Genomic DNA, 25,137 nt, shown 5'->3' with positions numbered 1-25,137 from the left:
TCGTGAGCGCCTCGATCCGTGACCTCCGTTGGGCCAAGGCTCCGGACTTTGCCGGGCAACCGGAACGGCGGGGCGCAATCGAAGCCCAGACCGTCGAGGACAAGCAGGAATACCTCGACTCGGGGATGCAGGAAGTCGATTGCAAGACATGTGGCGCGTGCGTACTGGTTCGCAAGAACACGTACAAGCACACCAGCATTCAGTGGACCTCCGACCCGGCACGTCGGTGTCACACGTTCAAGGACGCCATCGCGTCGGGGCAGAAATCTGCACTCAAGGACGGCTGCCCGATGCTCCATGAGAGCATCGCCGACGCCGTCAGGGACGGCACAATTACGGTTCGCGACGCCGAAAACAGCTGAGCACCGCGAACAGTTGCACGAGAACTGAAATGAGGGCCGACCCCAACGGGTCGGCCCTCATTTGTCAGGTGTGGTCACAGTTCCTAGGTAACTGCTCCCGCGATCTTGAAAGCGATGACACGTTCCCAGTCGAATCCCAACTCTGTCAGAATTTCGTCTGTGTGAGCGGCGAATTCCGGTCCTGCACGCAGCTCGGGTGCAGTGACGTCGAACTGCACCGGGTTTGCGGCCAGTTCGAGTTCCCCTGCCTTGAGCAGATATTCGTTGGCCAGAACCTGCGCGTCGCTCGACACTTGCAACGAATCCTGCACAGGTGCCCACGGACCGGCAAGAGTGGCAAACTTCTCCGACCATTCCGCGAGTGTGCGGCTGCCCAGTACCTCACGCAGAATAGCCACTGCGGCTTCGGTATTGGCGGCAATCTGCTTGGAATCGGCAAAACGAGGGTCGTCGATGAGGTCGAGGCGATCGATGTGGCGACACACATCGGCCCAGTACTTGCCGGCCTGGAGCATCACGAACGAAAGGAAGCGCCCGTCCGATGTGCGGTACAACCCGGACAACGGATTGGTCAGTGCACCATGACCACCCGGCACCGGCGCCACCATGGCCTGGTCGAGATGCGCCGACAACGCAATCCCGTGTCCCATGGCCCACACGCCGCTGCCCAGGAGGGAGACGTCGACTACCGAGGTCTCGCCCGTACGTTCTCTCTTGAGCAGCGCTGCCGCAACACCGCCGGCAAGGTTCGTGCCGGAGATAGTGTCACCGAACGCCGGCCCCGGCGGGGTGATCATTCCGTCGACCCCGGGAGGAGTGAGGGTAGCGGCGATTCCGGCCCTGGCCCAGAAGGCCGTCATGTCGTACCCACCCTTGTCGGACTCGACACCGCGCGGCCCGAGTGCACTGCCGCGGGCGTAGACGATCTTCGGGTTCACGGCGCGGACGTCGTCCACGTCGATCCCGAACTTGGTCCGAGCCTGGGGCAGGAAGCTTGTGAGGAACACGTCCGCTGTGCGGATCAGTGCATCCAACACCTCTTTACCCTCGGCGGTTCCCATGTCGAGGCCGATACTGCGCTTGCCTCGGTTGGCGTGCTCGACGTTGGGGTTGGGATCCCCCTCGACCTTCAACGCACCGACCTGACGAAGGCCGCGCTGTGGGTCACCGGTGACGGCGTGTTCCACCTTGACGACCTCGGCGCCCCAGTCGGCGAGCACTGCGCCCGCCGACGGAACGAAGCCGTACATCGCGACCTCGAGAACGCGGATCCCCTCGAGTGGCTTCACTTGACCACCGTCGCAAAAGCCTTGGTCTGCAGGAACTCCTCCAGTCCGGCAGTACCCATCTCACGGCCGATGCCCGACTGCTTGTAGCCACCGAACGGAACATCGGGGGTGAAGTAGTTGCCACCGTTGACGCTGAAGGTTCCGGTGCGGATACGGCGGCCGATGGCGATCGCGCGATCGTCGTCGGCACCAAGCACGCCACCGGAGAGTCCGTACTTCGAGTTGTTGGCGATCTCCACGGCATGATCGTCGTCATCGAACGGGATGACTGCGAGCACGGGTCCGAAGACCTCTTCCTGCGCAATTTCGCTGTCCGGGTGGACATTTGCCAGCAGGGTCGGCGTGTAGAAGTAGCCGGGATCGATCCGCGTGCCACCGGTCACGAGCGTCGCGCCCGCCTCGACGGCCCGCTGAACCAAACCGTCGACCTTGTCTCGCTGCTTCTCGCTGATGAGCGGGCCCATGTAGATCTTCGGGTTGGTCGGGTCTCCGACCGGCACGTGCGCCATCATTCCGGCCACCTTCGCGACGATCTCGTCGTGATGTGCCCGTGGCACGAGCAACCGGGTGGTGAGCGCACAACCCTGACCTGTGTTGGAGCAGATGGAGAATGCCGCGAACTGTGCAACCGTGCCGAAGTCCGCGTCCTCGAGCACAATCAATGCCGACTTCCCGCCGAGCTCGAGGAAGACCTTCTTCAGGCTCGCGCTTGCCGCAGCCATGATCGACGCGCCGACGGGTGTGGATCCGGTAAAGGTGACCACGTCCACGTCGGGGTGGGTGGTCATGATCTTGCCGGTCTCCACGTCGGACGAGGACAGTACGTTGACCACGCCGGCCGGAATATCGGTGTGATTGGCGATCAGTTCACCCAGCGCCAACGTGATGAGCGGTGTGTCCGGAGCGCCCTTGAGGACGATCGTGCAACCGGCGGCGAGCGACGGAATCAGCTTGGCAAACGCCAGCTGATTCGGGTAGTTGTACGCAATGATCGCGGAGACAACTCCGGCGGCTTCCTTCTCGATCCAGCGATTGTGCTTCTGCCCCTTGATGTCTACCTCGCCGAGCTGCTCGGTCAGCGGGTAGGTGCGCAGGAGATCAGCGTAGTAGCGAATGATGCCGATGGGCGCCTCGAGCTGGTTGCCTTGCGTATTGAGGTAGGTAGCTCCGACCTCGGCGATCGTCAGCGCACGAAACTCTTCGAGGTTGTCGAGCATTGCCTGATGCAGCTGGTCGAGGCACTTGATGCGGAATTCCACATCGGTTGCCCAGCTGGTGGTGTCGAAGGCCTTGCGCGCAGCTGCGATAGCGGCTTCTGCCTCCGCGACACCCGCATTCGGTGCGTAACCGAGGATCTCACCGGTAGCGGGGTTGATCGACGCAAACGTCTGCTCTGTTGTCACGAGCTTTCCGTCGATGAGCAAGCGCCGATCGACATCCAGCACGGCGGTGCCCTCGTTGCCCGACACCGTTTCCTGAGATGACATCCGTTCTCCTCACTAAAGTATGAAAATAGAGTTCTCATATTCGAGAATATTGCATCCTGGTGGTGTGAATGTAGCAACTGTGAAGTCGTACGCATACCCCCCACCGAAAGGTTGCATTGCACCTGAGCAGTCTCTACTCGGGATCTTGCGGCCACGTCAGAGCGAGAGTAGGATTCTCCAAAATTGAATTGGAGATTCTTGTGAACCAGAATGCGACACTCGAACGCTCACCTGTAACGACGGCAGCCCCGTCGCCGGTGAGTCACGCACTCAGGCCCGAGCCATTTCCCAGCCCAGCCCATCTCGCGGCATGGACACGTTCTGTGCCCACCTTCCGTCCGTCTACGACGCAAGTTCGATCAACATCGTCATTGCCGGCCATCCCCGATCAGCTAGTCGAAACAGCCTGAATAACAAAAAGATTCACGTGCAAACAGGAGGAATATTGTGAAGGTGAAGGTCGACCCAGAACTGTGCCAAGGGCACACACTGTGCGCTATGGCTGCACCGGATGTGTTCGAACTGAGCGACATCGACGGCCACGCTACGGCCATCGAAGGCGATGTTCCTGCCGATCTCGAGGACAAGGTGCGGGAAGCTGCCCATTCCTGCCCGGAGCAGGCCATCACCATCTTTGCGAGCAACTCCGCCTCCGAGAACGCCGACGCCAAGACGCCAGAGAGGACAGCTCCATGAGCATCGACAATGCGCCAGCGCAAGACAACCACGAGAAGCCCGTATTCCAGTTCGACCGGCACGCAGCGGACTATCGCGACAACTTCCTGGACATCACCCAGGAGATGCACTCGAAGTGTCCGATGGCCTGGTCCGATACTCACGGCGGGCACTGGGTTGCGTCGGGCGGCGACGAGGTCTTCGCTCTCGCTCGGTCCGCTGACATCTCGAATGATCACGACCTCAAGGGAGTTCGTCGTGGCTACAAGGGAATCATGATCCCGACGGCCGAGCGCGCATCCGGCGTCCGTGGCGGCATCCTGGAAATGGACGACCCCGAGCATCGCGAGTTCCGTGCGGTTCTCAACCCCTACCTGTCTCCTGCTGCCATCAAGAAGTGGGTTCCGCTGATCGACGAGGTGATCCGCGCCAGCCTCGACGAGAAGATCGAGTCCGGCAAGATCGACTTCATCGACGATCTGGCAAACATCGTCCCGGCCGTCATCACGCTGGCAATGCTCGGTATCCCCGTCGTCAAATGGTCCGTCTACTGCGAGCCGGTACACGCGGCTATGTACACCCCGCCGGATTCACCTGACATCGCCCGGATCGGTGAACTCCACCGCGCCATGGGATTGGACCTCCTCACCAATCTCCACCAGATCCGCGAGAACCCCAGGCCCGGCATGGTCGACGCGATCGCCCGAGCCACTGTCAACGGCGAGAAGCCGGACGATCTCGAACTTCTCGGAGTCCTCAGCCTGCTCATCGGCGGCGGGTTCGACACGACAACGGCGCTCACGTCACACGCACTCGAGTGGCTGTCACAGAACCCGGATCAGCGCGAGATCCTCAGCCGGGAACGCGACACCATGCTGGACTCGGCAACGGAAGAATTTCTCCGCTTCTTCTGCCCGACCCCGGGCGACGGCCGCACCTTCTCCGCCGACGGCGAATTGGGCGGCGTGCAGTTCAAAGAGGGCGATCGACTCTGGCTCTCCTGGGCAATGGCCAACCGCGACCCCGAACTCTTCGAGGACCCGAATACCGTCGACCTCGAACGAACGGCCAACCGACACTTCAGTTTCGGTCTGGGAGTACACCGATGCATCGGCTCGAACCTGGCCCGAACGGTCTTCAAGCGCATGCTCGTCGCAGTGTTCGACCGGATGCCGGACTTCACGTGCGACCCCGAAGGCACCGTGCATTACGACTCCATCGGCGTCATCCAGGGCATGCGTCACCTCCCGGCGACCTTCACCCCCGGCCCGCGTCTCGGTGCCGGCCTCGACGAGACCCTCGAGAAAATCCAACTGATCGTCGACGAGCAGGGACTCGCCGCACCGATCACTGCGCAGAAGTAAGGAAACTGAAGTAAGTGACTGATTCCGCGGTAGTCGATCCGGTAAACGAGAACAAGGTAGCCGAGTCGGGGCGTCCTCTTCCCCTTGTGACCCGGCAAAACCGGTTCTACTGGACGTCCGGCGCGGATGGCCGGCTGCGCGTACAGGAGTGCGAGTCCTGTTCGGCTCTCATCCATCCGCCGCAGCCGGTCTGCAGGTACTGCCGTTCACATCAGATGGGCGTGCGCGTGGTTTCCGGCTACGCCACACTCATCGGATTCACGGTCAACGAACGCTTCAGCATGCCCGGGCTTCCGGCACCCTACGTGGTGGCTCAGGTCGCGATCGAAGACGATCCTCGGGTTCGGCTGACTACCAACGTCATCGAGTGCGATCCTGCGCAGCTGCACTTGGGCATGCGCATGGAAGTTGTCTTCCATCAGGACGGGGACGTGTGGCTCCCGTTGTTCCGGCCGACGGCCGAGCAACCAGAACCTGCGCCGCTGCCACAGGCCGAGGGTGATCCGGAAGAGATCCGGCGACGCGTGCGACCGATGTCCACCACCGTGAAGTTCGAGGACAAGGCGGCGCTCACCGGCATCGGCATGTCCGAGATCGGCCGACGCTTGATGCTCTCCCCCATGGAGTTGACGGTGCAGGCGTGCGAGCGTGCCGTCGCCGATGCCGGCCTCACGATGGACGACATCGACGGTCTCGCAAGCTATCCCGGCGCCGGACCGGTAGGGGGGTTCGGCGAGGGCGGCGGGGTGACCGGCGTCGAGGCGGCTCTCGGCATCCGGCCGACCTGGCATAACGGCGGCATTGAAACCTTCGGCCCCAGCGGTTCCGTGATCGCGGCGATGATCGCCGTCGCCAGCGGTCTTGCCCGCCACGTGCTGTGCTACCGAACCGTCTGGGAAGCCACCCACAACGAATTGATGCGTCTGGGCGAAATCAGCCCACCTGCGCCGAGTCGCACCCCGAGCTGGATGTTCCCGTTCGGGGCGACCTCCGCAGCACACACTCTCGCGCAGAATGCGCAGCGCCACTTCCACAAGTACGGCACAACTCGCGAAAGCTTGGGTTGGATTGCGCTGAACCAACGAGCCAATGCCGCACTCAATCCGAGCGCGATCTATCGCGACCCGATGACGATGGACGACTACCTCTCGGCCCGCACCATCACCACGCCATTCGGTCTCTACGACTGCGACGTACCGTGCGACGCTTCGGTCGCAGTAATCGTGTCCGCCATCGATGCAGCACACGATCTTGCCAAGCCGCCGGTACTCGTCGAAGCTGTCGGAACGCAGATTGTCGAACGTATCGAATGGGATCAGAGCACACTGACACACGAGCCTCAGGTTCTCGGCCCAGCTGCTCACCTGTGGACACGAACCACGATGCGCCCCAGTGATGTCGACGTCGCGCAACTCTACGACGGATTCTCGTTCAACTGCCTGTCCTGGATCGAAGCGCTGGGCTTCTGCGGCATCGGCGAAGCAAAGGACTTCCTCGACGGCGGCCACAACATTGCCCGCGACGGCGTGATCCCACTCAACACGCACGGTGGACAACTCTCACACGGCCGCACCCACGGCATGGGGCTGATTCACGAAGCGGTCACACAGTTGCGCGGCGAGGCCGGTGAACGTCAGGTCGTCGGCGCCAAGGTCTCCGTCGCGGCCACGGGTGGCCTGTCCCCCGGCGGCGCAATGCTCCTTCGAACGGATCGATAGTGGAGGCGCGTCAATGACGACCGCGACGATGACACCCAGCTACCACGCTCGCCGGAGCCCGGACACCCCGGCCATCGTGATGGCTTCGAGCGGTGAGGTTACGACATACGCCCAACTCGACGAACGCTCGACGCGATTTGCGCGGGCATTGCGGGCGCGCGGGTTGGGCGTCGGCGACCACATCGCGATCCTGATGGAGAACAACCGCCCCTTTCTCGAAATTGCCTGGGCAGCGCAGCGATCCGGCATTCACTACACCGCGATCAACCGCCACTTACGCCCGCTCGAGGTGCAGTACGTTCTCGACGATTGTGGTGCCCGCGCCTTGATCTCGAGCGAAGCACTTGCCGACGTCGTGGCCGGCCTCGACGTCTCGCGTATTTCCATCCGGATATCGGCGCTCGGTGACATCTCCGGATTCGATCGGTACGACGACGTGCTGGCCGGCGAGACGGCCACACCACTCGACGACGAGTGCGAGGGCCGCGAAATGCTGTATTCGTCCGGGACCACCGGACGTCCCAAAGGTGTGCGTAAACCGTTGCCAGGAACGGCGTTCGGAGATCCGAGTGCCGCACCCGTCTTGATCGCCAGGGGCCTGATGGCCGGCAACACCGTCACCGATGCGGTGTACCTGTCGCCCGCACCGCTGTATCACGCGTCGCCCCTGGTCTTTTCGATGTCATGGCACCGTCTCGGCGCCACGGTCGTGGTGATGGAGAACTTCGACCCACTCCAATGCCTTGAACTGATCGAGCGTCACCGAGTGACAAGCGCGCAGTTCGTGCCGACCATGTTCGTGCGCATGCTTCGGTTGTCACCGCAGGAGCGAGCGCGATACGACCTGTCGAGCCTGCGCAACGCAATACACGGAGCGGCGCCGTGCCCGATCCTCGTGAAGCAGCAGATGCTCGACTGGTGGGGGCCGATAATCCACGAATACTATTCGGGCACCGAGGATGTCGGCGCTTCGACCATCACACCCGAGGAGTGGCTGACGCACCCCGGATCCGTCGGGCGACCGATGCAGCAATGCCACATCGTCGGCGAGGACGGGGCGGAACTTCCTGTCGGACAGGTCGGCTCGGTGTATTTCTCCGGCGGCAGGCCGTTCGAATATCACAACGATCCCGAGAAGACCGCGTCCGTCACCAACGACCGCGGGTGGCGCACACTCGGCGACATCGGGCGTCTGGACGAGGACGGATACCTCTATCTGACCGACCGCGAGGCGCACACGATCATCTCGGGTGGAGTGAACATCTATCCGCAAGAAGCGGAGAACGAACTCGCCGGGCATCCTGCCGTCGCCGATGTCGCAGTCATCGGCGTACCCGACGACGAGATGGGCGAGTCGGTGAAGGCTGTTGTGCAACTGGTCGATCCAGCGGCAGCCCACGCTACCCTCGCCGCCGAGCTCATCGAGTACTGCCACAAAGCGCTCGCGTCGTACAAATGCCCCCGAAGTATCGATTTTGTCGACGCCCTCCCCCGAGATCCCAACGGCAAGTTGTACAAGCGCCTGTTGCGTGACCGTTATCGGGCGAGCAACGTCACCCCTATCGCTTGACGACAGAACAGGAGACCCTCGTGCAGGGTTTGACAGACAAGGTCATTCTGATTGCCGGCGGCGCCACCGGCCTCGGCGCCGCCTCCGCGCAGCGACTGGCAAACGAGGGCGCACAGATCGTGATCGGTGATCTCAACCTCGAAGGTGCCGAAAAGACCGCTGCGGCAATAAACGAAGCCGGTGGGCGTTCCGTTGCAGCACAATTCGACATTTCCGACGACACGTCAGTCAAGAAATTGGTGGCATTCAGCGTCCGGACCTACGGCGGCCTTGACGCCGTCCATATCAATGCCGGAGATATGGGTTCGGTGTCCAAGGACACCGATATCGTCGACATCGACCTCGAGGTCTGGGACCGCACCATCGCCGTCAACCTCCGCGGCCACATGCTCGTGACCCGGCACGCCATTCCCGAACTCCTCGCACGCGGTGGCGGCACGATCGTCTATACATCGTCGATCGCTTCGTTCACGGGTGATCCGCAGCGTCCTGCCTATTCGGCAACCAAAGCCGCTATCAACTCCCTGGCCCGGCACGTCGCGTCGCGCTGGGGCCGCGACGGCATCCGCGCCAACGCCATCACTCCCGGCCTGATCCTCACCAAAGAGATCGAGGAGGGCGCGTCGCCCGAACTGCTGCAGTCGTTGATCGCGCGTTCTCGCAGTACACGGGGAGGCAGACCCAGCGACATCTCGAGCATGGTCGCCTACCTGATGTCGGATGACGGCGAGTGGATCAACGGGCAGGTCGTCAACGTCGACGGCGGCACGGTGTTGCGGTGACCGGACACTACGAATATGTGATTCTCCACTCGTCCAGCTATTGATTCTCAATAGCGAAAACAATATTCTCATTGCAGTAGGCGCCGCTGCCGGGCATCTCTGCGCAGCGCAGGAGAGGATTCTCAATGAACATTGACGACATGGTGATGGTCAGCATCGACGACCACGTGGTCGAACCGGCTGACATCTTCGAAAAGCACTTCCCGAAAAGCCTCATGGACCAGGCCCCCAAGCTGACGGCCCACCCCCGCAACCCCAACGTGCAGGCCTGGCTTTTCCAGGACACGGTGGTCGGCAGTTCCGGCCTGAACGCCGTCGTCTCCTGGCCGAAGGAAGAGTGGGGCATGGATCCCACGGGCTACGCCGAGATGCGTCCCGGCGTCTACGACATGGACCTGCGTGTACGCGACATGGATGCCAACGGCACCTTGGCCGCAACACTTTTTGCCACCTTCCCCGGATTCGCCGGAACCCACCTTGCGAGCCTGCCGGACAAGAAGTTGTCCCTAGCGGCATCTCGGGCCTTCAACGACTGGGTCGTCGGTGAGGTACCGAATGCTCACCCCGGGCGCTTCATCCCCCTCGGCATCATCCCGTTCTTCGACGTGGAGGAATCCGTCAAGGAGATCCACCGTCTCGCCGCGATGGGTTGCCGATCCATCAGCATCCCTGAGACTCCGTACGGCGTGGGTGAGGGCTACCCCGACTTCAAGTCCGGCTACTGGGATCCGATCTTCAAGGCATGCGTCGAGACCAACATCGTCCTGAGCCTGCACATCGGTGGCGGCTTCAGCTTGGTCAAGCGCCCCGAGGGCTTCAACATCGACGACATGATGGTTCTGACACCGCTCATTTCGACTATCGCGGCAAACGACATGATGCTCAGCGGAGCCTTCCAGAAGTTCCCGGATCTCAAGGTCGCCATGAGCGAGGGTGGCGTCGGCTGGGTTGCACCGTGGCTCGACCGCGTCGAACGCCACGTCGTCAACCAGTCCTGGACCGGAACCAGCTTCCTCCCCAAGGGAATGACGGCAACCGACGTGTGGCGCAAGAACTTCCTGGCGTGCTACATCACCGAGCCGAGCGGACTGAACAACCGTGACCGCCTCGGCATCGACACCATCGCCTGGGAATGCGACTACCCCCATTCCGACTCCACTTGGCCGATTTCGCCGGAGATGTTGATGGAAGAACTCGTCGACGCCAAGCTCACCGACGAGGAGATCGACAAGATCACCTTCGGAAACGTTGCCCGGTTCTTCGACTGGGATCCCTTCAAGCACATCAAGCGCGAGGACGCCACCGTGGGCGCCCTGCGTGCACGGGCAACCGATGTCGACATCAGCGAGACATCCAAGGCCGAATACCGTCGACGCTACGAGCTCGCCAACTCGTAGCCTCCATGCTTGGACAAATGCCGCCGACACCCGTGTCGGCGGCATTTGTCGTACCCACACGCGGGCGGTGCGCCGGCTGGAGAACCTCACCAGCCCAACAGGTTTGACTGGATCACACACCGACCGTCGGGGCGATCAAGAATGAGAATTTTGCCCGAAAAGAATTGCATTTTTATCAATAAGAACGCTATTCTCCAAGTAACCAAGGAGGCGCACATGGCGTGGGATTTCGAGACCGACCCCGAGTACCAAGCGAAACTGGACTGGGCGGACAAGTTCGTACGTGAAGAGGTCGAGCCGCTCGACCTGGTCTGGCCGCACGAGCAGTTCGTGCCGTTGGACGGAGCCAGGCGTAAAGCGATCGACCCGCTCAAGGAGCAGGTTCGGAAGCAAGGACTGTGGGCCACGCATCTCGGACCCGACATGGGCGGCCAGGGATACGGCGCACTCAAGCTGGCTCTGCTGAACGAGATTCTAGGTCGATCATCCTGGGCACCAATCGTATTCGGATGCCAGGCACCGGATACCGGCAATGCCGAGATCATTGCCCACTACGGCACCGAAGAGCAGAAGCGGCGTTACCTGCAGCCACTACTCGACGGCGAGATGTTCTCGACCTACTCCATGACCGAACCACAGGCCGGTGCCGACCCCGCGCAGTTCACCACGCGCGCAGTCAAGGACGGCGACCACTGGGTCATCGACGGAATGAAGTACTTCTCCTCCAACGCGAGAACCGCGTCGTTCCTGATCGTCATGGCCGTCACGAACTCCGATGTCAGTGTGTACAAGGGCATGTCGATGTTCCTCGTACCGGCGGACACACCGGGAATCAACATCGTCCGCAACGTGGGTCTGTACGGTGAGCCCCTCAACGACGGCACCCACGCCCTCATCCACTACGAGGGTGTCCGGGTACACGAGGATGCACTCCTCGGCGGCGAAGGTCAGGCATTTGCCGTGGCACAGACGCGCCTCGGCGGCGGACGAATCCACCACGCCATGAGGACGATCGGCCTTGCACAGAAGGCAATCGACATGATGTGCGAGCGCGCACTGAGCCGCGAAACCGCGGGCAGCCGGCTCGCCGACAAGCAGTTCGTGCAGGGCTACATCGCGGACTCCTACGCCCAACTGGCTCAGTTCAGGCTCTTCGTATTGCACACGGCATGGAAGATCGACAAGTACAACGACTACAAGAAGGTCCGCAAGGACATCGCCGCCGCCAAGGTCATCATGCCGACTGTGCTGCACGACATCGCTTGGCGGGCAATGCAAATACACGGTGCGCTCGGTGTGACCAACGAGCTTCCGCTCTTCCAGATGATTCACGGTGCCGCAGTGATGGGCCTCGCCGACGGCCCGACCGAGGTACACAAGACCACCGTCGCCAAGCAGGTACTGCGGGATTACAGCCCCAGTGACGACCTCTGGCCTACGGAATGGATCCCGCGCAAGCAAGAAGCCGCTAAGGCAAAGTACGCCGACTACATCGAACTGGAAGTGGGGAACCTGTGATCGATTTTCAACGGCTTTCGGACTGGATGGACGGCGAGGGCCTCGGCAAGGGCGCGCCGCTCGAGCACCGATACCTCTCCGGCGGTACCCAGAACGAAATCTACGAACTCACCCGTGACGACTTTCGCTGCGTGATCCGGATACCACCGCCGGAGGCTCCCGCAAACCGCGACAAGGGAATCCTCCGCGAGTGGCAGATCATCTCGGCACTCGACGGCACCGATGTGCCCCACACCGAGGCAATCGCCGTGTGCGAGGACGCCTCCGTACTCGGCCGGCCGTTTTATCTCATGGGATTTGTCGACGGTTGGTCCCCCATGGACGACCGGAATTGGCCGGAGCCCTTCAAGAGCGACCTCGAAGCACGGAGCGGACTGGGCTACCAGCTGGCCGAAGGCATCGCACTTCTGTCGAAGGTCGATTGGAAAGCCAAGGGCCTCCAGGATCTTGGTCGACCCAACGGTTTCCACGAGCGTCAGGTCGATCGCTGGACCAGCTTGTTCGAGAAGATCAAGGGCCGCGAACTCGAAGGAATCGAAGTCGCCACCGAGTGGCTGCGGAACCACAAGCCGCTCGACTTCATCCCCGGAATCATGCACGGCGACTACCAGTTCGCGAACGTGATGTTCGAAAACGGCGCACCGGCCCGGCTTTCCGCCATCGTCGATTGGGAGATGGGAACGGTCGGCGACCCCAAACTGGACCTCGCCTGGATGCTAGAGGGCTGGCCCAAGGACACCAGCGCTCCAGAGGCAGCAACCAGCAGCTACGTCAACCTGCAGGGCATGCCGTCGATGGAACAGTTGGCCGGGCACTACTCCGAGATCTCGGGTCGCCAGGTCGACGACCTGGACTACTACCGAATCCTCGCCAAGTGGAAACTCGCGATCATCCTCGAACAGGGGTTCCAGCGCGCCGGCGACAACGAGAAACTCCTTGCCTTCGGTCCCATTGTCGCCCAATCGATGATCGCTGCTGCCGAACTCGCCGAGACAACGGAGTACAAGTCATGACCGACGCAACCCCCGAACTGATCCAGGAACGACGCGGACAGATCCTGATCCTGCGTCTCAACCGCCCGGACGCACGAAATGCGCTCACCGGCAGCCTGTATCGCGAACTCGGCGACACAGTACTGGCCGCTGACACCGATCCGGACGTCCGCGCAATCGTCATCACCGCCACCGGTGACCGCGCTTTCTGCTCAGGCATGGACCTGAAGGCCTTTGCCACGGAAGGCGAAGGAGCCTTCACCTCCGAAGGTTTCGCTCGACTCGCAGCAGGCAAACTCTCGACCCCGGTGATCGGTGCCGCCAACGGCACCGCCATCGGCGGCGGGCTTGAACTCCTCCTCGGTTCCGACATCATCATCGCGTCGTCGGCCGCGAAATTCGGCTTCCCCGAGGTGAAACGGGGATTGTTCCCCGGCGGCGGCGGCACCAACATCGGAACCCGAATCCCGATGCACGTCGCCCTGGAGTTAACCCTCACCGGCGATCTCATCACGGCTGACCGGGGCTACCAACTCGGACTGATCAACGCGGTCGTAGATCCGGACCAGGTCCTGGAGGCCGCAGTGGGATATGCCGAACGCGTCGCCGCAAACGCTCCACTCGGCTTGGCTGCATGCAAGGAACTCGTCCGCCTCGCGGTAACCGATTCAACCAGCGCTGCACAGAAACTCGGGCAATGGCAGTCAACGGTGTTCAGCAGTGGTGACGCCAAGGAGGGCGCTGCTGCTTTCATCGAGAAGCGCACCCCGATCTGGCAGGGTAGGTAACCTGCGATGCGTGCTGCTGTGTGCGGGGCGTACGGACCTCCCGAGGTCGTCACCGTCGAAACACTCCCCTCGGTTCCGCTCGAGGCCGGGCAGATTCGGATCCGTATCGAATCCGCAGCCGTCAACTTCTCCGATGTGTTGTTGATTGCCAACAAGTATCAGGTCAGTGTCCCACCGCCATTCACGCCCGGCAGTGAGTTCGCCGGAGTCGTGTCCGAGACTGCCGAAGGCGTCACAGCTGTCTCCGTGGGTGACCGCGTCACCGGAACCGGTTTTGTCGGTGCGTTTGCGGAAGAAATTGTCATAGCTTCCGACAAACTCACGCTGGGCCGCATCCCGGACGGTGTCGAGACACGCATTGCCGCCGCTTTCGGTGTGGCTCACCGCACGGCGTACCACACGCTCCGATCCGTGGCTCACATCAAACCCGGAGACGAGTTGATCGTTCTCGGCGCCGGTGGCGGCGTCGGCCTTGCCGCCGTTCAGCTCGGTGTTGCGCTCGGGGCGTCGGTCACTGCGGTCGCGTCGAGCACGAACAAGCTTGACGTCGCGGCGTCGTACGGCGCCGGGCACCTCGTCAACCATCGCACCGAGGACCTGCGCACGGCACTGAAAAAGGCTCTCCCGCATGGAGCAGACGTTGTTGCCGATCCAGTCGGCGGCGACCTCTCCGAACCTGCGCTTCGTGCTTTGCGTCCGGGCGGCCGCTTTGTCACCATCGGGTACGCGTCCGGTGTCATCCCCAAGATTCCGCTCAATCTGATCTTGGTAAAGGGTGTGCAGGTCAACGGATTCCAGTTCAAGGACATACCGCCGGAAGAATACCGTCGGAATGAAGCCGAACTCACCGATCTACTGGTCGCCGGCCGCACAGTTCCCCACATCGGTGCCGAGTTCCCGCTGGACAAGGCATCTGATGCTCTTCGGATGGTCGCCGACGGCCAGGCGGTCGGGAAGGTCCTCATCGACCTGACGTCCTGACAGGCAGAAGTCATCAGTGGGGTCCGGGAACAGCAGTGTTCCTGGGCCCTACTTTTTGACGAGATTGTGATTCTTACATCAGAGAATGACGTATGCTCTTCGTATGGGAGACGACTTGGGAGCAGACGGTTTACGGTTCGAGCGCGAAGGCGCGATCGGGTGGTGCACCATCGACCGACCAACGGCGAGAAACGCATTCACCCCCGCAATGTATTACGGACTGAAACGAGCAGTTCGCCTCGTGAACTCAGATCCTGATCTGGGAGCACTGATCATCACCGGCGTCGACGACGTATTTGCGCCCGGCGGCGATCTCGGTGGACGCTCCGATCCGGGAGACAATATGCCGGAGGGGCTTTCGGGCAACGACGTCGTCCCGTTCATGACCATCCGTGACAGCCGCGCGCCTGTGATTTCCGCGGTCAACGGAATCTGTCAGGCCGGCGGCCTCCTTGTTGCGATGATGTCCGACATCGCCGTGGCCAGCGATCGGGCCACATTCCGCGTTCCCGAACTTCTGCGAGGAATCCCTGACGCGACCTATGCCGCCGTACTGCCCGCTCACGTCGGCATTGCAGCTGCGCGCGATCTGATGCTCTCCGCACGTAAATTCGATGCCGCAGAGGCACTTCGGCTCGGAGTGATCTCCCGCGTCGTGCCGCACGCGGATCTCCGAACTGCCGCGCTCCAGGCCGCACGCGAGGTATTGCAGAGCGCGCCACTGGCCCGTGCCCAGGTCAAGCGAATGCTCAACGAGCGTTACGGACTGTTCGACTACGAAACCATGTTCGGCGCGCTCGAAACGTCACCGGAGCCCCGTGAGGGAATGCGCGCTTTCATGGAAAAGCGCGACCCCAACTGGATCCCGGCAAATCTGCCGAGCTGACCGCCCGCACCATCCGAGGCCGCCGTCGCAGTGCGACGGCGGCCTCGGATCCTTTTCCGTGCCTTGCACGATCAACGCGGCTTGGAATACTCCGATTGCACGGTCATGATCCGCATTTTCGGAATCGGGCCATAGCTCAGCGAGTCCGACATATTCAACTTCTTTGCCGCAGCGGCGATATGAACGTTTCGCTTTGCCTCATGGGGGTCACCCTCGAGCTCGTAGAGCGTCACGGAAGGACCGCCATCTGCGTCGGCAGCTGCCAGTCTGGTGCCGCCGACAAATCCGTCAAGAGCCACTACTTCAGGTATGTGGATCTCGTCGTACCACCGATTGAACTCGTCCAGCCGATCCGGATGAGAGGGATGCGATTCGACAACCAGATAATGCTTCAATGTGGATCCTCACTGTGAGAAGTACTGGTGGCAGTGCAGATTCAGACTCGAACAACCCAACCGCCATCGATGTTGAGCGTGTGGCCGGTCACCCAGTCACTACCCGACGAGACGAGGTACAACAGACCGGGAATCAGCTCTTCCGGCTCGCCGAACGGAAACGGAATGGCGTGCTTGACCATTTCCTTGAGTTCCGGCGGTGACGCGATCGAACCCGCTTCGGTATTGACCATTCCCGGAGCGATCGCATTGACACGAATACCGAACGGCGCCAACTCTCGCGCCAACGACACAGTCATGCTCACCAGGCCGAGTTTCGTGATGCCGTACGCCTGCGCAGCCATGAATGCACCGCTCGACGACTGATTCACGATCTTGCCGTATCCGCGTTCCTTCATATAGGGCACTACCGCACGGGCGCACAAGAGCGGACCGGTGAGATTGACTGCCAGCGTGCGGTTCCAGAGTTCGAGATCCATGGTGGTCAGGGATCCCTCGCCCACCACTTCGGCCATCAGTCCGGCGTTGTTCACGAGAATGTCGACGGACCCGAAGTGCCGGGCCGCGGTAGCCGCCATCTCGGTCGTACTCGATTCGTCCCGGACATCGACATGCACCGCAAGGGCACGGTGACCGGCCGCCGTCAGTTCGCCTGCTGCTGCAGTGGCGGCCTCGAGGTTGACGTCAGCGAGCACCACGGCGGCGCCGGCCTCGGCGAGTCCCTGAGAGTAGGTGCGGCCGATCCCGCCGCCGGCACCGGTAACGATGGCTACCTTGCCCTCGAGTAGAAGGTTGTCGGTCATGTTTCCCTTTCGTCAGACCTTGCGGGTAACTCCACCGTCGACGCGGATGATCGCCCCGGTGGTGTAACTGGAAGCCGCACTTGCGAGATGGAGTGCAAGTGGACCGATCTCCTCGGGACGGCCCATCCGACGGAGCGGCACGAATGGTGCATCTTCGCCCTCGGCCGGAGCCCAGGACTTGGAGATATCCGTCAGGAAGGGCCCGGGAAGAATTGCGTTGACGCGCACCGTCGGCGCAAAGGCCTCAGCCAGTCCGACGGTGAGGGCATTGAGGCCCGCCTTGGCGCACGCGTATGGCAACTCGCGAACGCTGGCGACGAGGGAGCCCGCGGTGCCGACGTTGATGATCGAACCGCCGTCGTTCTCGGCCATGTACGTTCCGGCGCGCACGGCAAGACGAAAGGGCCCCTTGAGATTAACGCCGAGAGTCTTGTCGTACAGGTCCTCGGTAATATCGTCGAGGTTCTTGTACGGGGGTGACATACCCGCGTTGTTCACCAGCACGTCGAGTCGGCCGAAGTGTTCGAGCGTCCGGTCGATCAACTGCTCACAATCGTCCCAACGTCCGACATGACACGCAACCGGCAGAACCTTTCGCCCGGTCGACGCCATGACCTCGTCGGCGGCGCGTTCACACGAGTCGAGTTTGCGGGACGCGATGACAACGTCAGCTCCCGCTTCGGCAAGAATCTGGACAATCGCTCGGCCGATCCCGCGGGATCCACCCGTGACTATCGCAACTTTGCCGGTCAGGTCGTGGAGATGTTCCAAGGTACTCATAGGTGAATCATGCCTGATTCGACCACACTTTGAAAAGGCAATTCTCTATCTCAAGAGTATCCTTCTGGTTGCAACACCGAACACATTCACCAAGTGCGGCTACGTCGAAACGAGCAGCGTAGAGTACTGGAACACAACGCTGTTCGACAGTCGAATCGGTACATCCAATCGCAATTCGCACGAGGTCACATAGGTCGACAGAAGCCGCAATCCGTCACCAGATCCGGCGGCGATGGATTTTTCACACTTCATGTTCTACTTTATGAGAATTGCGTTCTCATGAACGTGACGCCTCGCCGAGAGTTCATCGAGCAAACGAGGGCCAGGAACCCACCGTCAGCAAAGGAACTTCGTGGATCTGCAGACTGTTCAGGACAAGATCGAGATCGCCGAACTGATCTACCGATACGCCCGCGCCGTGGACACCAAGAATTGGGAATTGCTGACTACCGTGTTCACCGAGGATGCGCATCTCGACTACAGCGCCGTCGGCTACCCGGCCGGATCCCGGGACCAAGTGCTGACGCTGCTCACACAAGCACTCGGCCAGGTTCCGATGACTCAGCATTTTGTCACCAACGTCGAGGTCGAACTCGACGGTGACACCGCCAACGTACGGGCGATGTTCTACAACCCGATGCAACTCCCGGGCGCTGCGGAGATGACCTACTGCGGCGGCAACTACCACCATGAGGTCGTTCGCACCGCCGACGGCTGGAAGAGCGCTCGGGTGACCGAGGAGAACCTGTGGTTCTCGAACCACCCCGCCAAGTCGCCGGCCTGAAAGGTAAACCTATGACCGAGCGCGTAAACGGGCGTGTATCCGGCAAAGTCGCCCTGATCACCGGTGCCGCCCGCGGACAAGGACGAGCGCACGCCGTTCGCTTGGCGGCCGAGGGCGCAGACGTCATTGTCGTCGATCTGTGCGCACCCATCCGAGGTGTCCCGTATGCACCGGCCACCCCCGAGGATCTAGAGGAGACCGTTCGACTGGTGGAAAAGACTGGACAGCAGGCAATTTCAGCGATCGTCGACGTGCGGGACCTCGAGAAGCTTCGTGGGATCGTCGACGATGCCGTCATTCGTCTCGGCCGTCTGGATGTCGTCGTCGCGAACGCGGCGATCTGCTCTGCCGCTCCCTGGCATGAGGTAACCCCCGAATCCTTCGAGGACACAATAGGTACCAACGTGACCGGTGTCTGGAACACCGTCATGGTCTCGGCCCCACATCTCGTCGAGCGCGGTAGCGGATCGATCATCTTGATCAGTTCCGCAGCGGGATTGAAGGCTCAGCCGTTCACCATGCCGTACACCACGAGCAAGTGGGCAGTACGCGGAATGGCAAAAGCGTTCGCCGCGGAACTCGCTCAACACAGCATTCGGGTGAACAGCGTCCATCCCACCGGAGTGAACACGCCCATGGTCAACGACGGTGGCCTCGGCGGGCAGCTCGACAAGGCGATTGCCGGCAACAGTCGTATCGGCGCGATGATGATCAACATGCTGCCCGTCGACATCATCGCACCCGAAGATGTGTCAGACACGGTGTTGTTCTTGGCATCCGACGAATCGAAGTACATCACCGCACACGAATTAGCACCCGACGCGGGTGTCACCGAGTTCTGATCGAACAGTATTCACTGGAGGAAAAGCATGGAGTTGTCCTCGGCGCGGCACGCATTCATTACCGGCGGCGCGAGCGGTATCGGCCTCGGCATCGCCGACGCGCTGGCAGAGCGCGGGTTATCCGTCACGGTCGCCGATATCAATCGGCAGTCGCTGGATTCGGTGATCGCTTCCCGAGGTGTCGGGTTTAGTGCCGTCTCACTCGACGTCCGTGATCGCGAGGCCTGGGCAGTGGCCAAGGCAACGGCCGAAAGCACCTTCGGCCCGGTGGATATCCTCGTCAACAACGCGGGCATCGGTTTCAACGGGCGCGATGTGGCCGACATGGACCCGGAGACCTTCGACAATCTTGTCGCGATCGACCTGACCGGAGTCTTCAACGGCGTGTCCGCCTTCGGCGGGGATATGCGAGCACGTGGATACGGGCATATCGTCAACACCGCTTCCGTCATGGGATTGACCGCAGGCGCTCCCGGGCGGGGCGCATACAGTGCCGCAAAGAGCGCAGTCATTGCTCTGTCCGAAGCGCTGCGCACCGAGATGGCGCCACACGGTGTCGGCGTATCCGTGCTGTGCCCGGGATTGGTCATGTCGAATCTCGATCGGAACACCACCGAATTGGGTGGTCAGGTCGAGGATGTCAGCCACATCAAAGGAACGGGAAACATCGGCATGGAGCCCGCGACCGCAGGCGCATACGTTGTTCGAGGGATAGCGCAGAATCTCCCGTACATCGTCACGCACCCGCAGTATCTCGACTACGTCGAGAAGCGAATGGAGAGCATTCGAGCCAGTGTGGACGCGTCGACCCCGATTCCCTGAGTTCTGCCTCGACGCGTTTTCACTCGAATGGCATGATGCCGGATTTGCGAGATTTCCCACGCCTCAAAATTTCGCTCGCCATACTGGAATGGATGCTTCCCCCTACCCAGTAGGTGCACATGGATATCGATGTACTCGTCGCAGGCGCCGGCCCGATCGGGCTGACCGCCGCCATCGAACTGCGCCGTCGCGGGGTGAACGTTCGGATCGTCGACCCGCTCGGCGAACCTCCGCAGTACGCCAAAGCAGTTGGCATCCAACCCCGCACCCTCGAAGTATTCGAGAACATGGGCGTACTGCGACAGGTTCTCGATGCCGCCACCATCTTGCGCGGGCAGATCAGCTACACCAACGGTTCCGAAGTGGGGCGGATGGATCTCACACTCCCCGGCGACGTGCCGTACACCTTTTGCGGACTCCCCCAGTACGAGACCGAAAGAATCCTGACGGCCAGGCTGCGAGAACTCGGAACCTCGATCGAACGCGGGCTCTCACTCGACAGTTTCGAGGACAGCGACGACGGAGTCAGTTGCATACTCAACGATGGAAGTACCGTGCGGGCCAAGTATCTGGTGGGATGCGACGGTGCGCACAGTGTTGTCCGTAAGGGCTTGGGATTGACCTTCGAGGGTGGAGCTTTTGCCGAAAGCTACATGCTCGGCGACGTCGAAGTTGACTGGTCGATGCCCAGCGGATACGCGATTCGCGCCAGTCATGTCGACGACGCTGGAACTACCGACGATCTCCTGGTGTGCATCCCGCTCCCCGGTCACAAACGATATCGGATGTCGATGCTGGTTCCCGACGAGCTTCTCCCGGATCCTGCCGGACTTGACGGAATTGCACACGGCTTTTCGTCCGGAAAGGCGCCCGAACTCCACCACATTCAGGCTGTGCTCGACCGATTGTCGCCCGAACCTACGACAGCGTCGGCGATGCGGTGGTCGTCGGTCTTTCGGATCAGCCACCGCATTGTCGATGCCTACAGTCGCGGAAGGGTTTTCATCGCCGGTGACGCCGCGCATATTCATCCGCCCACCGGCGCACAAGGTATGAACACCGGAATCCAGGATGCGCACAACCTCGCGTGGAAACTGGCACTGGCAACCCAGAACTTCGCTTCCCCTGGCCTTCTCGACACCTACGACGCCGAAAGACGGCCGGTTGGTGAAGAAGTTGTCGGAATGACCGTCCGCAACGCCCGCGAAGGGATCGGCGCTGGAGAGTCCTCGATCGAGACCGCGATGCGTCGGCAGGCACAACTACTGGTTGCCTATCCCGACAGTCCGCTCAACGGCGGAGAAACCGGGAACGTCTCGAACGTTCACCCCGGCGAACGGGCACCGGACGCACGTGGGCTAACCCGCGACTGCGTGCAGTTCCCCATCCGGTTGTTCGAATTGCTGGCCGGTGTCAACCACACGCTTCTTCTCTGCTCGGACGGATCCGAAGACAGCATCGGTGACTGCGAAAAGCATTCTGCCGCTGCTGTTCACGCGGCACACGGACAGCTCGACGTGTACGTGATCGCACCACCGTCGTCTGATTCCGTCTATTCGACACTGCCGATCATTCGCGACACCGATTCCCAGCTGTGTGCCGCCTACGGCGTGGAAGAGAACTGTGCGTTGGTAATCCGACCGGACGGGTACCTCGGATACCGAGGTGACTGCGCCGGTATCTCCGGCTACTTATCGAAAGTCTTTGCGTTCAATACGTGATGAGCGAATCGAACATCAAGCGGATCTCGGGCGAGAGCTTCATGAGTTCCACGTAGCCGCCCGTCGGGCCTGCGTCGACGTAGGCAAATTCCATTCCCACGTCTTCGATGCGCCCCTGCTGCAACACCGACATTCCCCGACGCTCTACCTCCGCCAAGGTTTCGTCGTAATCGTCCGGAACAAATGCCACGTGATGAACGCCAACACCATGGGTGTCGAGGAACTCCGAATAAAGACTGCGCCCCGAAACCGGTTGGATCAGTTCAATTTGCTGAGTTCCCGCATAACCAAGGGAAATGTGGGCTGTGTAATCGGCGGGCTGGCCCCGATAAGTCGTGGTCTCCGGACCGAAGTGAAGGTCGGGCATCCGTAGCCATCGCTGAACGCCCCAATTCTCGGAGAACTCCTCTTCCGCTGCGATGATGTCGGCTACTACCCAACAGATCTGAAAGATCGGTCCCGAAACCAGCGGGGTCATGCCATTTTTCCGTTGTCCACCGAATACACCGCGCCGTGAATCGCAGAGGCATCATCGGAAGCAAGAAAGGCCACCATCTTCGCCACGTCCTCCGGTTCCATCAGTCCGCGCGGTGACGCGACCTTCATGATCAGATCGAAATCGACGCCGTCCGGGAAGGTGAATCCCGTGACCTGCGGAGTCATCATGCCGCCAGGGCAGATTGCGTTGACGCGCAGAGATTTCCCGGTGAACTCCATAGCCATCGCTCGGGTGAGCCCGATCAGCCCGTGCTTGGCAGCGCAGTACCCTGCCGAGTATGCCTGCCCTTCGAGTCCAGCGATCGAGGAAACGTTGACGATGTTGCCGCCCCGCGCGAGAAGATGGGGCAGCGCAGCTCGTGACAGGAAGAACGGCCCGTTCAGGTTGACCGCGAGGTCATGTGCCCAGTCGTCATCGGCAATGTCTGCGGTATGGCGGATGGTATGTGAACCAGCCACATTGACGAGGATGTCGATTCCGCCGAAGGCGTCGACGCAAGCCTGCACAGCGGCGTCGCACTGAGCGGAGTCGGAAACGTCGGAAGCCGAATAACGGCCCGCACCGTCACTTCCCGTCAGTTCGGTCATTGCCTGGTGCAATGTGTCCTTGCTCCGGGCAACTCCGAAAACCTTGGCGCCTCTGCCGTTCAGGATCTCGGCGACGGCGCGCCCCAACCCCGAGGACGCGCCGGTCACCAGTGCAATTTTTCCGTCCAGTACGTCAGCCACACACCGAGTCTACGACGCGGCGGCCTCCCGCTGAAGCTCCAACGCGATATCTATCAGCTGATCTTCCTGTCCGCCAACCAACTTGCGCTTCCCCGCGCGCACGAGTAGCTCGGCAGAGGACACGCCGTACCGCTCAGCTTGACGTTCAGCATGCTTGAGGAAGCTGGAGTACACGCCGGCGTAGCCCATCATCAGCGCCTGGCGGTCGAGTAGACATTCCTGCGGCATGGCCGGTCGCACAACATCTTCGGCGGCGTCGGCTATCGCGAAGAAGTCGATACCGGTCTTGACGCCGATCTTGTCGCAGACTCCGACAAACGCCTCCACCGGCGCGTTACCAGCACCGGCACCGAAACGGCGGGTGCTGCCGTCGATCTGCTTGGCCCCAGCGCGCACGGCGGCAATCGAATTCGCGACACCCAAACCGAGGTTCTCGTGTCCGTGGAAACCGACCTGAGCGTCGCTGCCGAGTTCCTGGACCAGCGCCTCGACCCGTTCGGACACCTGCTCGAGAACAAGAGCACCCGCAGAATCGACCACGTATACACACTGGCAACCGGCGTCGGCCATGATGCGAGCCTGTTTGGCGAGCGTTTCCGGCGGAATCGAATGAGCCATCATGAGAAATCCGACGGTCTCGAGTCCACGCTCACGAGCAAGGCCGAAGTGCTGAATGGAGACGTCCGCCTCGGTGCAGTGAGTGGCGATACGGCAGATGGACGCGCCGTTGTCCTGAGCAATGACGATGTCGTCCTTGATACCCAGCCCCGGCAGCATCAGGAAGGCGATCTTTGCGTTTTTTGCCGTCTCCACAGCAGCTTTGATGAGTTCTTGCTCGGGCGTTTTCGAGAAGCCGTAGTTGAAGGAGGACCCGCCGAGACCGTCACCGTGGGTGACCTCGATGACCGGCACACCGGCTCCGTCGAGGGCACCGACGATCGCCCGGACTTCCTCGAGGGTGAACTGATGACGCTTGTGATGGGAACCGTCGCGCAGCGAGGTGTCGGTGACGCGGATGTCCCAGCTCGAATCGAAGTGAATCATGTCGCTCATGCCTTCACGCTCAGAAGCTTCTGGGCGATCTCCTCGCCCACTTTGGTGGCTGCCGCCGTCATGATGTCGAGGTTTCCGGCGTACGGCGGCAGGAAGTCGCCTGCACCTTCGACCTCGACAAACGTTGTGACCGTTGCATATCCACCGGACACGACGCTCGGCTTGTCGAACTGCGGCTCGTTGAGCAAGCGGTAGCCCGGCACGTACTGCTGAATGTCCTTGACGACGCGATGAATGGAGTCGGTGATCGCGGCGTGGTCCGCATCTTCGGGGATGGCGCAGAAGATGGTGTCTCGCATGATCATCGGCGGGTCGGCAGGATTAAGGATGATGATCGCCTTGCCACGCTGGGCGCCGCCGATCGTCTCGATACCGCGACTGGTGGTCTTGGTGAACTCGTCGATGTTCGCGCGGGTTCCCGGTCCGGCTGACAGTGATGCAACGGAGGCGACGATCTCGGCGTAAGCCACTTCCACCACACGAGATACCGCGTACACGATCGGGATAGTTGCCTGCCCGCCGCAGGTGATCATGTTGACGTTTGGCGCGTCGAGGTGCTCGCGGAGGTTGGCCGGAGGAACTACTGCCGGGCCGACAGCAGCCGGGGTGAGGTCGACAGCGCGGATTCCCGCGGCCTCGTAGCGCGGAGCCGCGTCACGGTGAACGTAGGCCGACGTCGCCTCGAATACCAGGTCCGGTTTCTCCGCCTGATTCAACAGCCAGTCGACCCCCTCGGCGGAGGTCTCGAGCCCCATCGCGGCGGCGCGCGCCAATCCTTCGCTCTCCGGGTCGATTCCGATCATCCACCGCGGCTCCAGCCACGGCGAACGTTGCAGTTTGTACAGCAGATCGGTACTGATGTTTCCCGACCCGACAATCGCCACACTTGCCTTGGTCATGA

General features: G+C 61.6%; 24 protein-coding genes and 1 pseudogene. 16 read left to right on the top strand and 9 right to left on the bottom strand.

The window, feature by feature from the left end; genetic code table 11:
• Positions 1 to 2 precede the first annotated feature (2 nt).
• Complete coding sequence (locus RG2_RS15560; protein WP_033232465.1) at positions 3 to 362, top strand: hypothetical protein; 360 nt, start codon at positions 3 to 5, stop codon at positions 360 to 362.
• 83 nt (positions 363 to 445) lie between these two features.
• Here the strand turns inward: RG2_RS15560 and RG2_RS15555 are convergent, their stop codons facing one another.
• Positions 446 to 1,651: a CaiB/BaiF CoA transferase family protein gene (locus RG2_RS15555; protein WP_033232467.1), complete on the bottom strand. Its 1,206-nt coding sequence runs from the start codon at positions 1,649 to 1,651 to the stop codon at positions 446 to 448.
• Positions 1,648 to 3,138: an aldehyde dehydrogenase family protein gene (locus RG2_RS15550; protein ID WP_033232468.1), complete on the bottom strand. Its 1,491-nt coding sequence runs from the start codon at positions 3,136 to 3,138 to the stop codon at positions 1,648 to 1,650. Before RG2_RS15550 ends, RG2_RS15555 begins: the two co-directional genes overlap by 4 nt.
• Before the next feature lie 447 nt (positions 3,139 to 3,585).
• On the opposite strand from RG2_RS15550, the pseudogene RG2_RS15545 reads away from it, so the two are divergent.
• From RG2_RS15545 to RG2_RS15495, 11 genes and pseudogenes are all read left to right on the top strand, one after another.
• Positions 3,586 to 3,771, top strand: a pseudogene (locus tag RG2_RS15545) (ferredoxin); the annotation flags it as partial.
• A gap of 59 nt (positions 3,772 to 3,830) precedes the next feature.
• Positions 3,831 to 5,177, top strand: coding sequence for a cytochrome P450 (locus RG2_RS15540; RefSeq protein WP_033232470.1), 1,347 nt, complete (start codon positions 3,831 to 3,833; stop codon positions 5,175 to 5,177).
• Positions 5,178 to 5,191: 14 nt separating this feature from the next.
• Positions 5,192 to 6,895 (top strand): thiolase C-terminal domain-containing protein, encoded by a 1,704-nt coding sequence (locus tag RG2_RS15535; RefSeq protein WP_051730363.1) that lies wholly within the window; start codon positions 5,192 to 5,194, stop codon positions 6,893 to 6,895.
• A 13-nt stretch (positions 6,896 to 6,908) separates the two neighbouring features.
• Positions 6,909 to 8,465, top strand: a complete 1,557-nt coding sequence (locus RG2_RS15530) for an acyl-CoA synthetase (RefSeq protein ID WP_080711652.1) — start codon at positions 6,909 to 6,911, stop codon at positions 8,463 to 8,465.
• A gap of 20 nt (positions 8,466 to 8,485) precedes the next feature.
• Positions 8,486 to 9,247 (top strand): SDR family NAD(P)-dependent oxidoreductase, encoded by a 762-nt coding sequence (locus RG2_RS15525; protein ID WP_033232472.1) that lies wholly within the window; start codon positions 8,486 to 8,488, stop codon positions 9,245 to 9,247.
• Between the two features lie 125 nt (positions 9,248 to 9,372).
• The gene (locus RG2_RS15520) at positions 9,373 to 10,644 is read left to right on the top strand and encodes an amidohydrolase family protein (protein ID WP_033232474.1); all 1,272 of its coding nucleotides are present in this window, start codon (positions 9,373 to 9,375) and stop codon (positions 10,642 to 10,644) included.
• Positions 10,645 to 10,860: 216 nt separating this feature from the next.
• Positions 10,861 to 12,162: an acyl-CoA dehydrogenase family protein gene (locus RG2_RS15515; protein WP_033232476.1), complete on the top strand. Its 1,302-nt coding sequence runs from the start codon at positions 10,861 to 10,863 to the stop codon at positions 12,160 to 12,162.
• Positions 12,159 to 13,175 carry a phosphotransferase family protein gene (locus RG2_RS15510; protein ID WP_033232478.1) on the top strand — a complete coding sequence of 339 codons (1,017 nt, stop codon included), beginning with the start codon at positions 12,159 to 12,161 and terminating at the stop codon, positions 13,173 to 13,175. Before RG2_RS15515 ends, RG2_RS15510 begins: the two co-directional genes overlap by 4 nt.
• Entirely contained in the window at positions 13,172 to 13,942 is a 771-nt protein-coding gene (locus RG2_RS15505; RefSeq protein ID WP_033232480.1) for an enoyl-CoA hydratase-related protein, read from the top strand. Before RG2_RS15510 ends, RG2_RS15505 begins: the two co-directional genes overlap by 4 nt.
• 6 nt (positions 13,943 to 13,948) lie before the next feature.
• On the top strand, positions 13,949 to 14,923 hold the full coding sequence (locus RG2_RS15500; protein ID WP_033232482.1) for an NADPH:quinone oxidoreductase family protein: 975 nt from the start codon (positions 13,949 to 13,951) through the stop codon (positions 14,921 to 14,923).
• Between the two features lie 103 nt (positions 14,924 to 15,026).
• The gene (locus RG2_RS15495) at positions 15,027 to 15,809 is read left to right on the top strand and encodes an enoyl-CoA hydratase/isomerase family protein (RefSeq protein ID WP_033232680.1); all 783 of its coding nucleotides are present in this window, start codon (positions 15,027 to 15,029) and stop codon (positions 15,807 to 15,809) included.
• Between the two features lie 71 nt (positions 15,810 to 15,880).
• On the opposite strand, the gene RG2_RS15490 is transcribed toward RG2_RS15495, so the two are convergent.
• From RG2_RS15490 to RG2_RS15480, 3 genes are read right to left on the bottom strand one after another with little or no spacing between them, the layout of a single operon-like run.
• On the bottom strand, positions 15,881 to 16,204 hold the full coding sequence (locus RG2_RS15490) for a hypothetical protein (RefSeq protein ID WP_033232484.1): 324 nt from the start codon (positions 16,202 to 16,204) through the stop codon (positions 15,881 to 15,883).
• Between the two features lie 41 nt (positions 16,205 to 16,245).
• Entirely contained in the window at positions 16,246 to 17,007 is a 762-nt protein-coding gene (locus RG2_RS15485) for an SDR family oxidoreductase (RefSeq protein WP_033232486.1), read from the bottom strand.
• 12 nt (positions 17,008 to 17,019) lie between these two features.
• Positions 17,020 to 17,787, bottom strand: coding sequence for an SDR family NAD(P)-dependent oxidoreductase (locus RG2_RS15480; protein WP_033232487.1), 768 nt, complete (start codon positions 17,785 to 17,787; stop codon positions 17,020 to 17,022).
• Between the two features lie 352 nt (positions 17,788 to 18,139).
• On the opposite strand from RG2_RS15480, the gene RG2_RS15475 reads away from it, so the two are divergent.
• From RG2_RS15475 to RG2_RS15460, 4 genes are all read left to right on the top strand, one after another.
• A complete protein-coding gene (locus RG2_RS15475) occupies positions 18,140 to 18,571 on the top strand; it encodes a nuclear transport factor 2 family protein (protein ID WP_033232488.1) in 432 nt (143 codons plus the stop codon).
• A gap of 11 nt (positions 18,572 to 18,582) precedes the next feature.
• Positions 18,583 to 19,413, top strand: a complete 831-nt coding sequence (locus tag RG2_RS15470) for a mycofactocin-coupled SDR family oxidoreductase (RefSeq protein WP_033232489.1) — start codon at positions 18,583 to 18,585, stop codon at positions 19,411 to 19,413.
• Between the two features lie 27 nt (positions 19,414 to 19,440).
• Positions 19,441 to 20,235: an SDR family NAD(P)-dependent oxidoreductase gene (locus tag RG2_RS15465; RefSeq protein ID WP_033232490.1), complete on the top strand. Its 795-nt coding sequence runs from the start codon at positions 19,441 to 19,443 to the stop codon at positions 20,233 to 20,235.
• Positions 20,236 to 20,354: 119 nt separating this feature from the next.
• Positions 20,355 to 21,956: an FAD-dependent monooxygenase gene (locus tag RG2_RS15460; protein ID WP_033232491.1), complete on the top strand. Its 1,602-nt coding sequence runs from the start codon at positions 20,355 to 20,357 to the stop codon at positions 21,954 to 21,956.
• On the opposite strand, the gene RG2_RS15455 is transcribed toward RG2_RS15460, so the two are convergent.
• Genes RG2_RS15455 through RG2_RS15440 form a run of 4 tightly spaced genes read right to left on the bottom strand, consistent with a single transcriptional unit; the run spans position 21,946 to position 25,135 of the window.
• Positions 21,946 to 22,434, bottom strand: a complete 489-nt coding sequence (locus RG2_RS15455) for a VOC family protein (RefSeq protein WP_033232493.1) — start codon at positions 22,432 to 22,434, stop codon at positions 21,946 to 21,948. The two genes, RG2_RS15460 and RG2_RS15455, sit on opposite strands and share 11 nt — an antisense overlap.
• Positions 22,431 to 23,183: an SDR family NAD(P)-dependent oxidoreductase gene (locus RG2_RS15450; RefSeq protein WP_033232495.1), complete on the bottom strand. Its 753-nt coding sequence runs from the start codon at positions 23,181 to 23,183 to the stop codon at positions 22,431 to 22,433. The genes RG2_RS15455 and RG2_RS15450 overlap by 4 nt, the downstream gene beginning before the upstream one ends.
• Positions 23,184 to 23,192: 9 nt before the next feature.
• Positions 23,193 to 24,236: a 4-hydroxy-2-oxovalerate aldolase gene (gene dmpG, locus RG2_RS15445; RefSeq protein WP_033232497.1), complete on the bottom strand. Its 1,044-nt coding sequence runs from the start codon at positions 24,234 to 24,236 to the stop codon at positions 23,193 to 23,195.
• Complete coding sequence (locus tag RG2_RS15440) at positions 24,233 to 25,135, bottom strand: acetaldehyde dehydrogenase (acetylating) (RefSeq protein ID WP_033232499.1); 903 nt, start codon at positions 25,133 to 25,135, stop codon at positions 24,233 to 24,235. Before RG2_RS15440 ends, dmpG begins: the two co-directional genes overlap by 4 nt.
• Positions 25,136 to 25,137 lie beyond the last annotated feature (2 nt).

The sequence above is a fragment of the Rhodococcus globerulus NBRC 14531 genome (assembly GCF_001894805.1).
Taxonomy (GTDB): domain Bacteria; phylum Actinomycetota; class Actinomycetes; order Mycobacteriales; family Mycobacteriaceae; genus Rhodococcus_F; species Rhodococcus_F globerula.
Note: the sequence above shows the minus strand (reverse complement) of the source record. Positions and strands in the feature narration are given on the sequence as shown.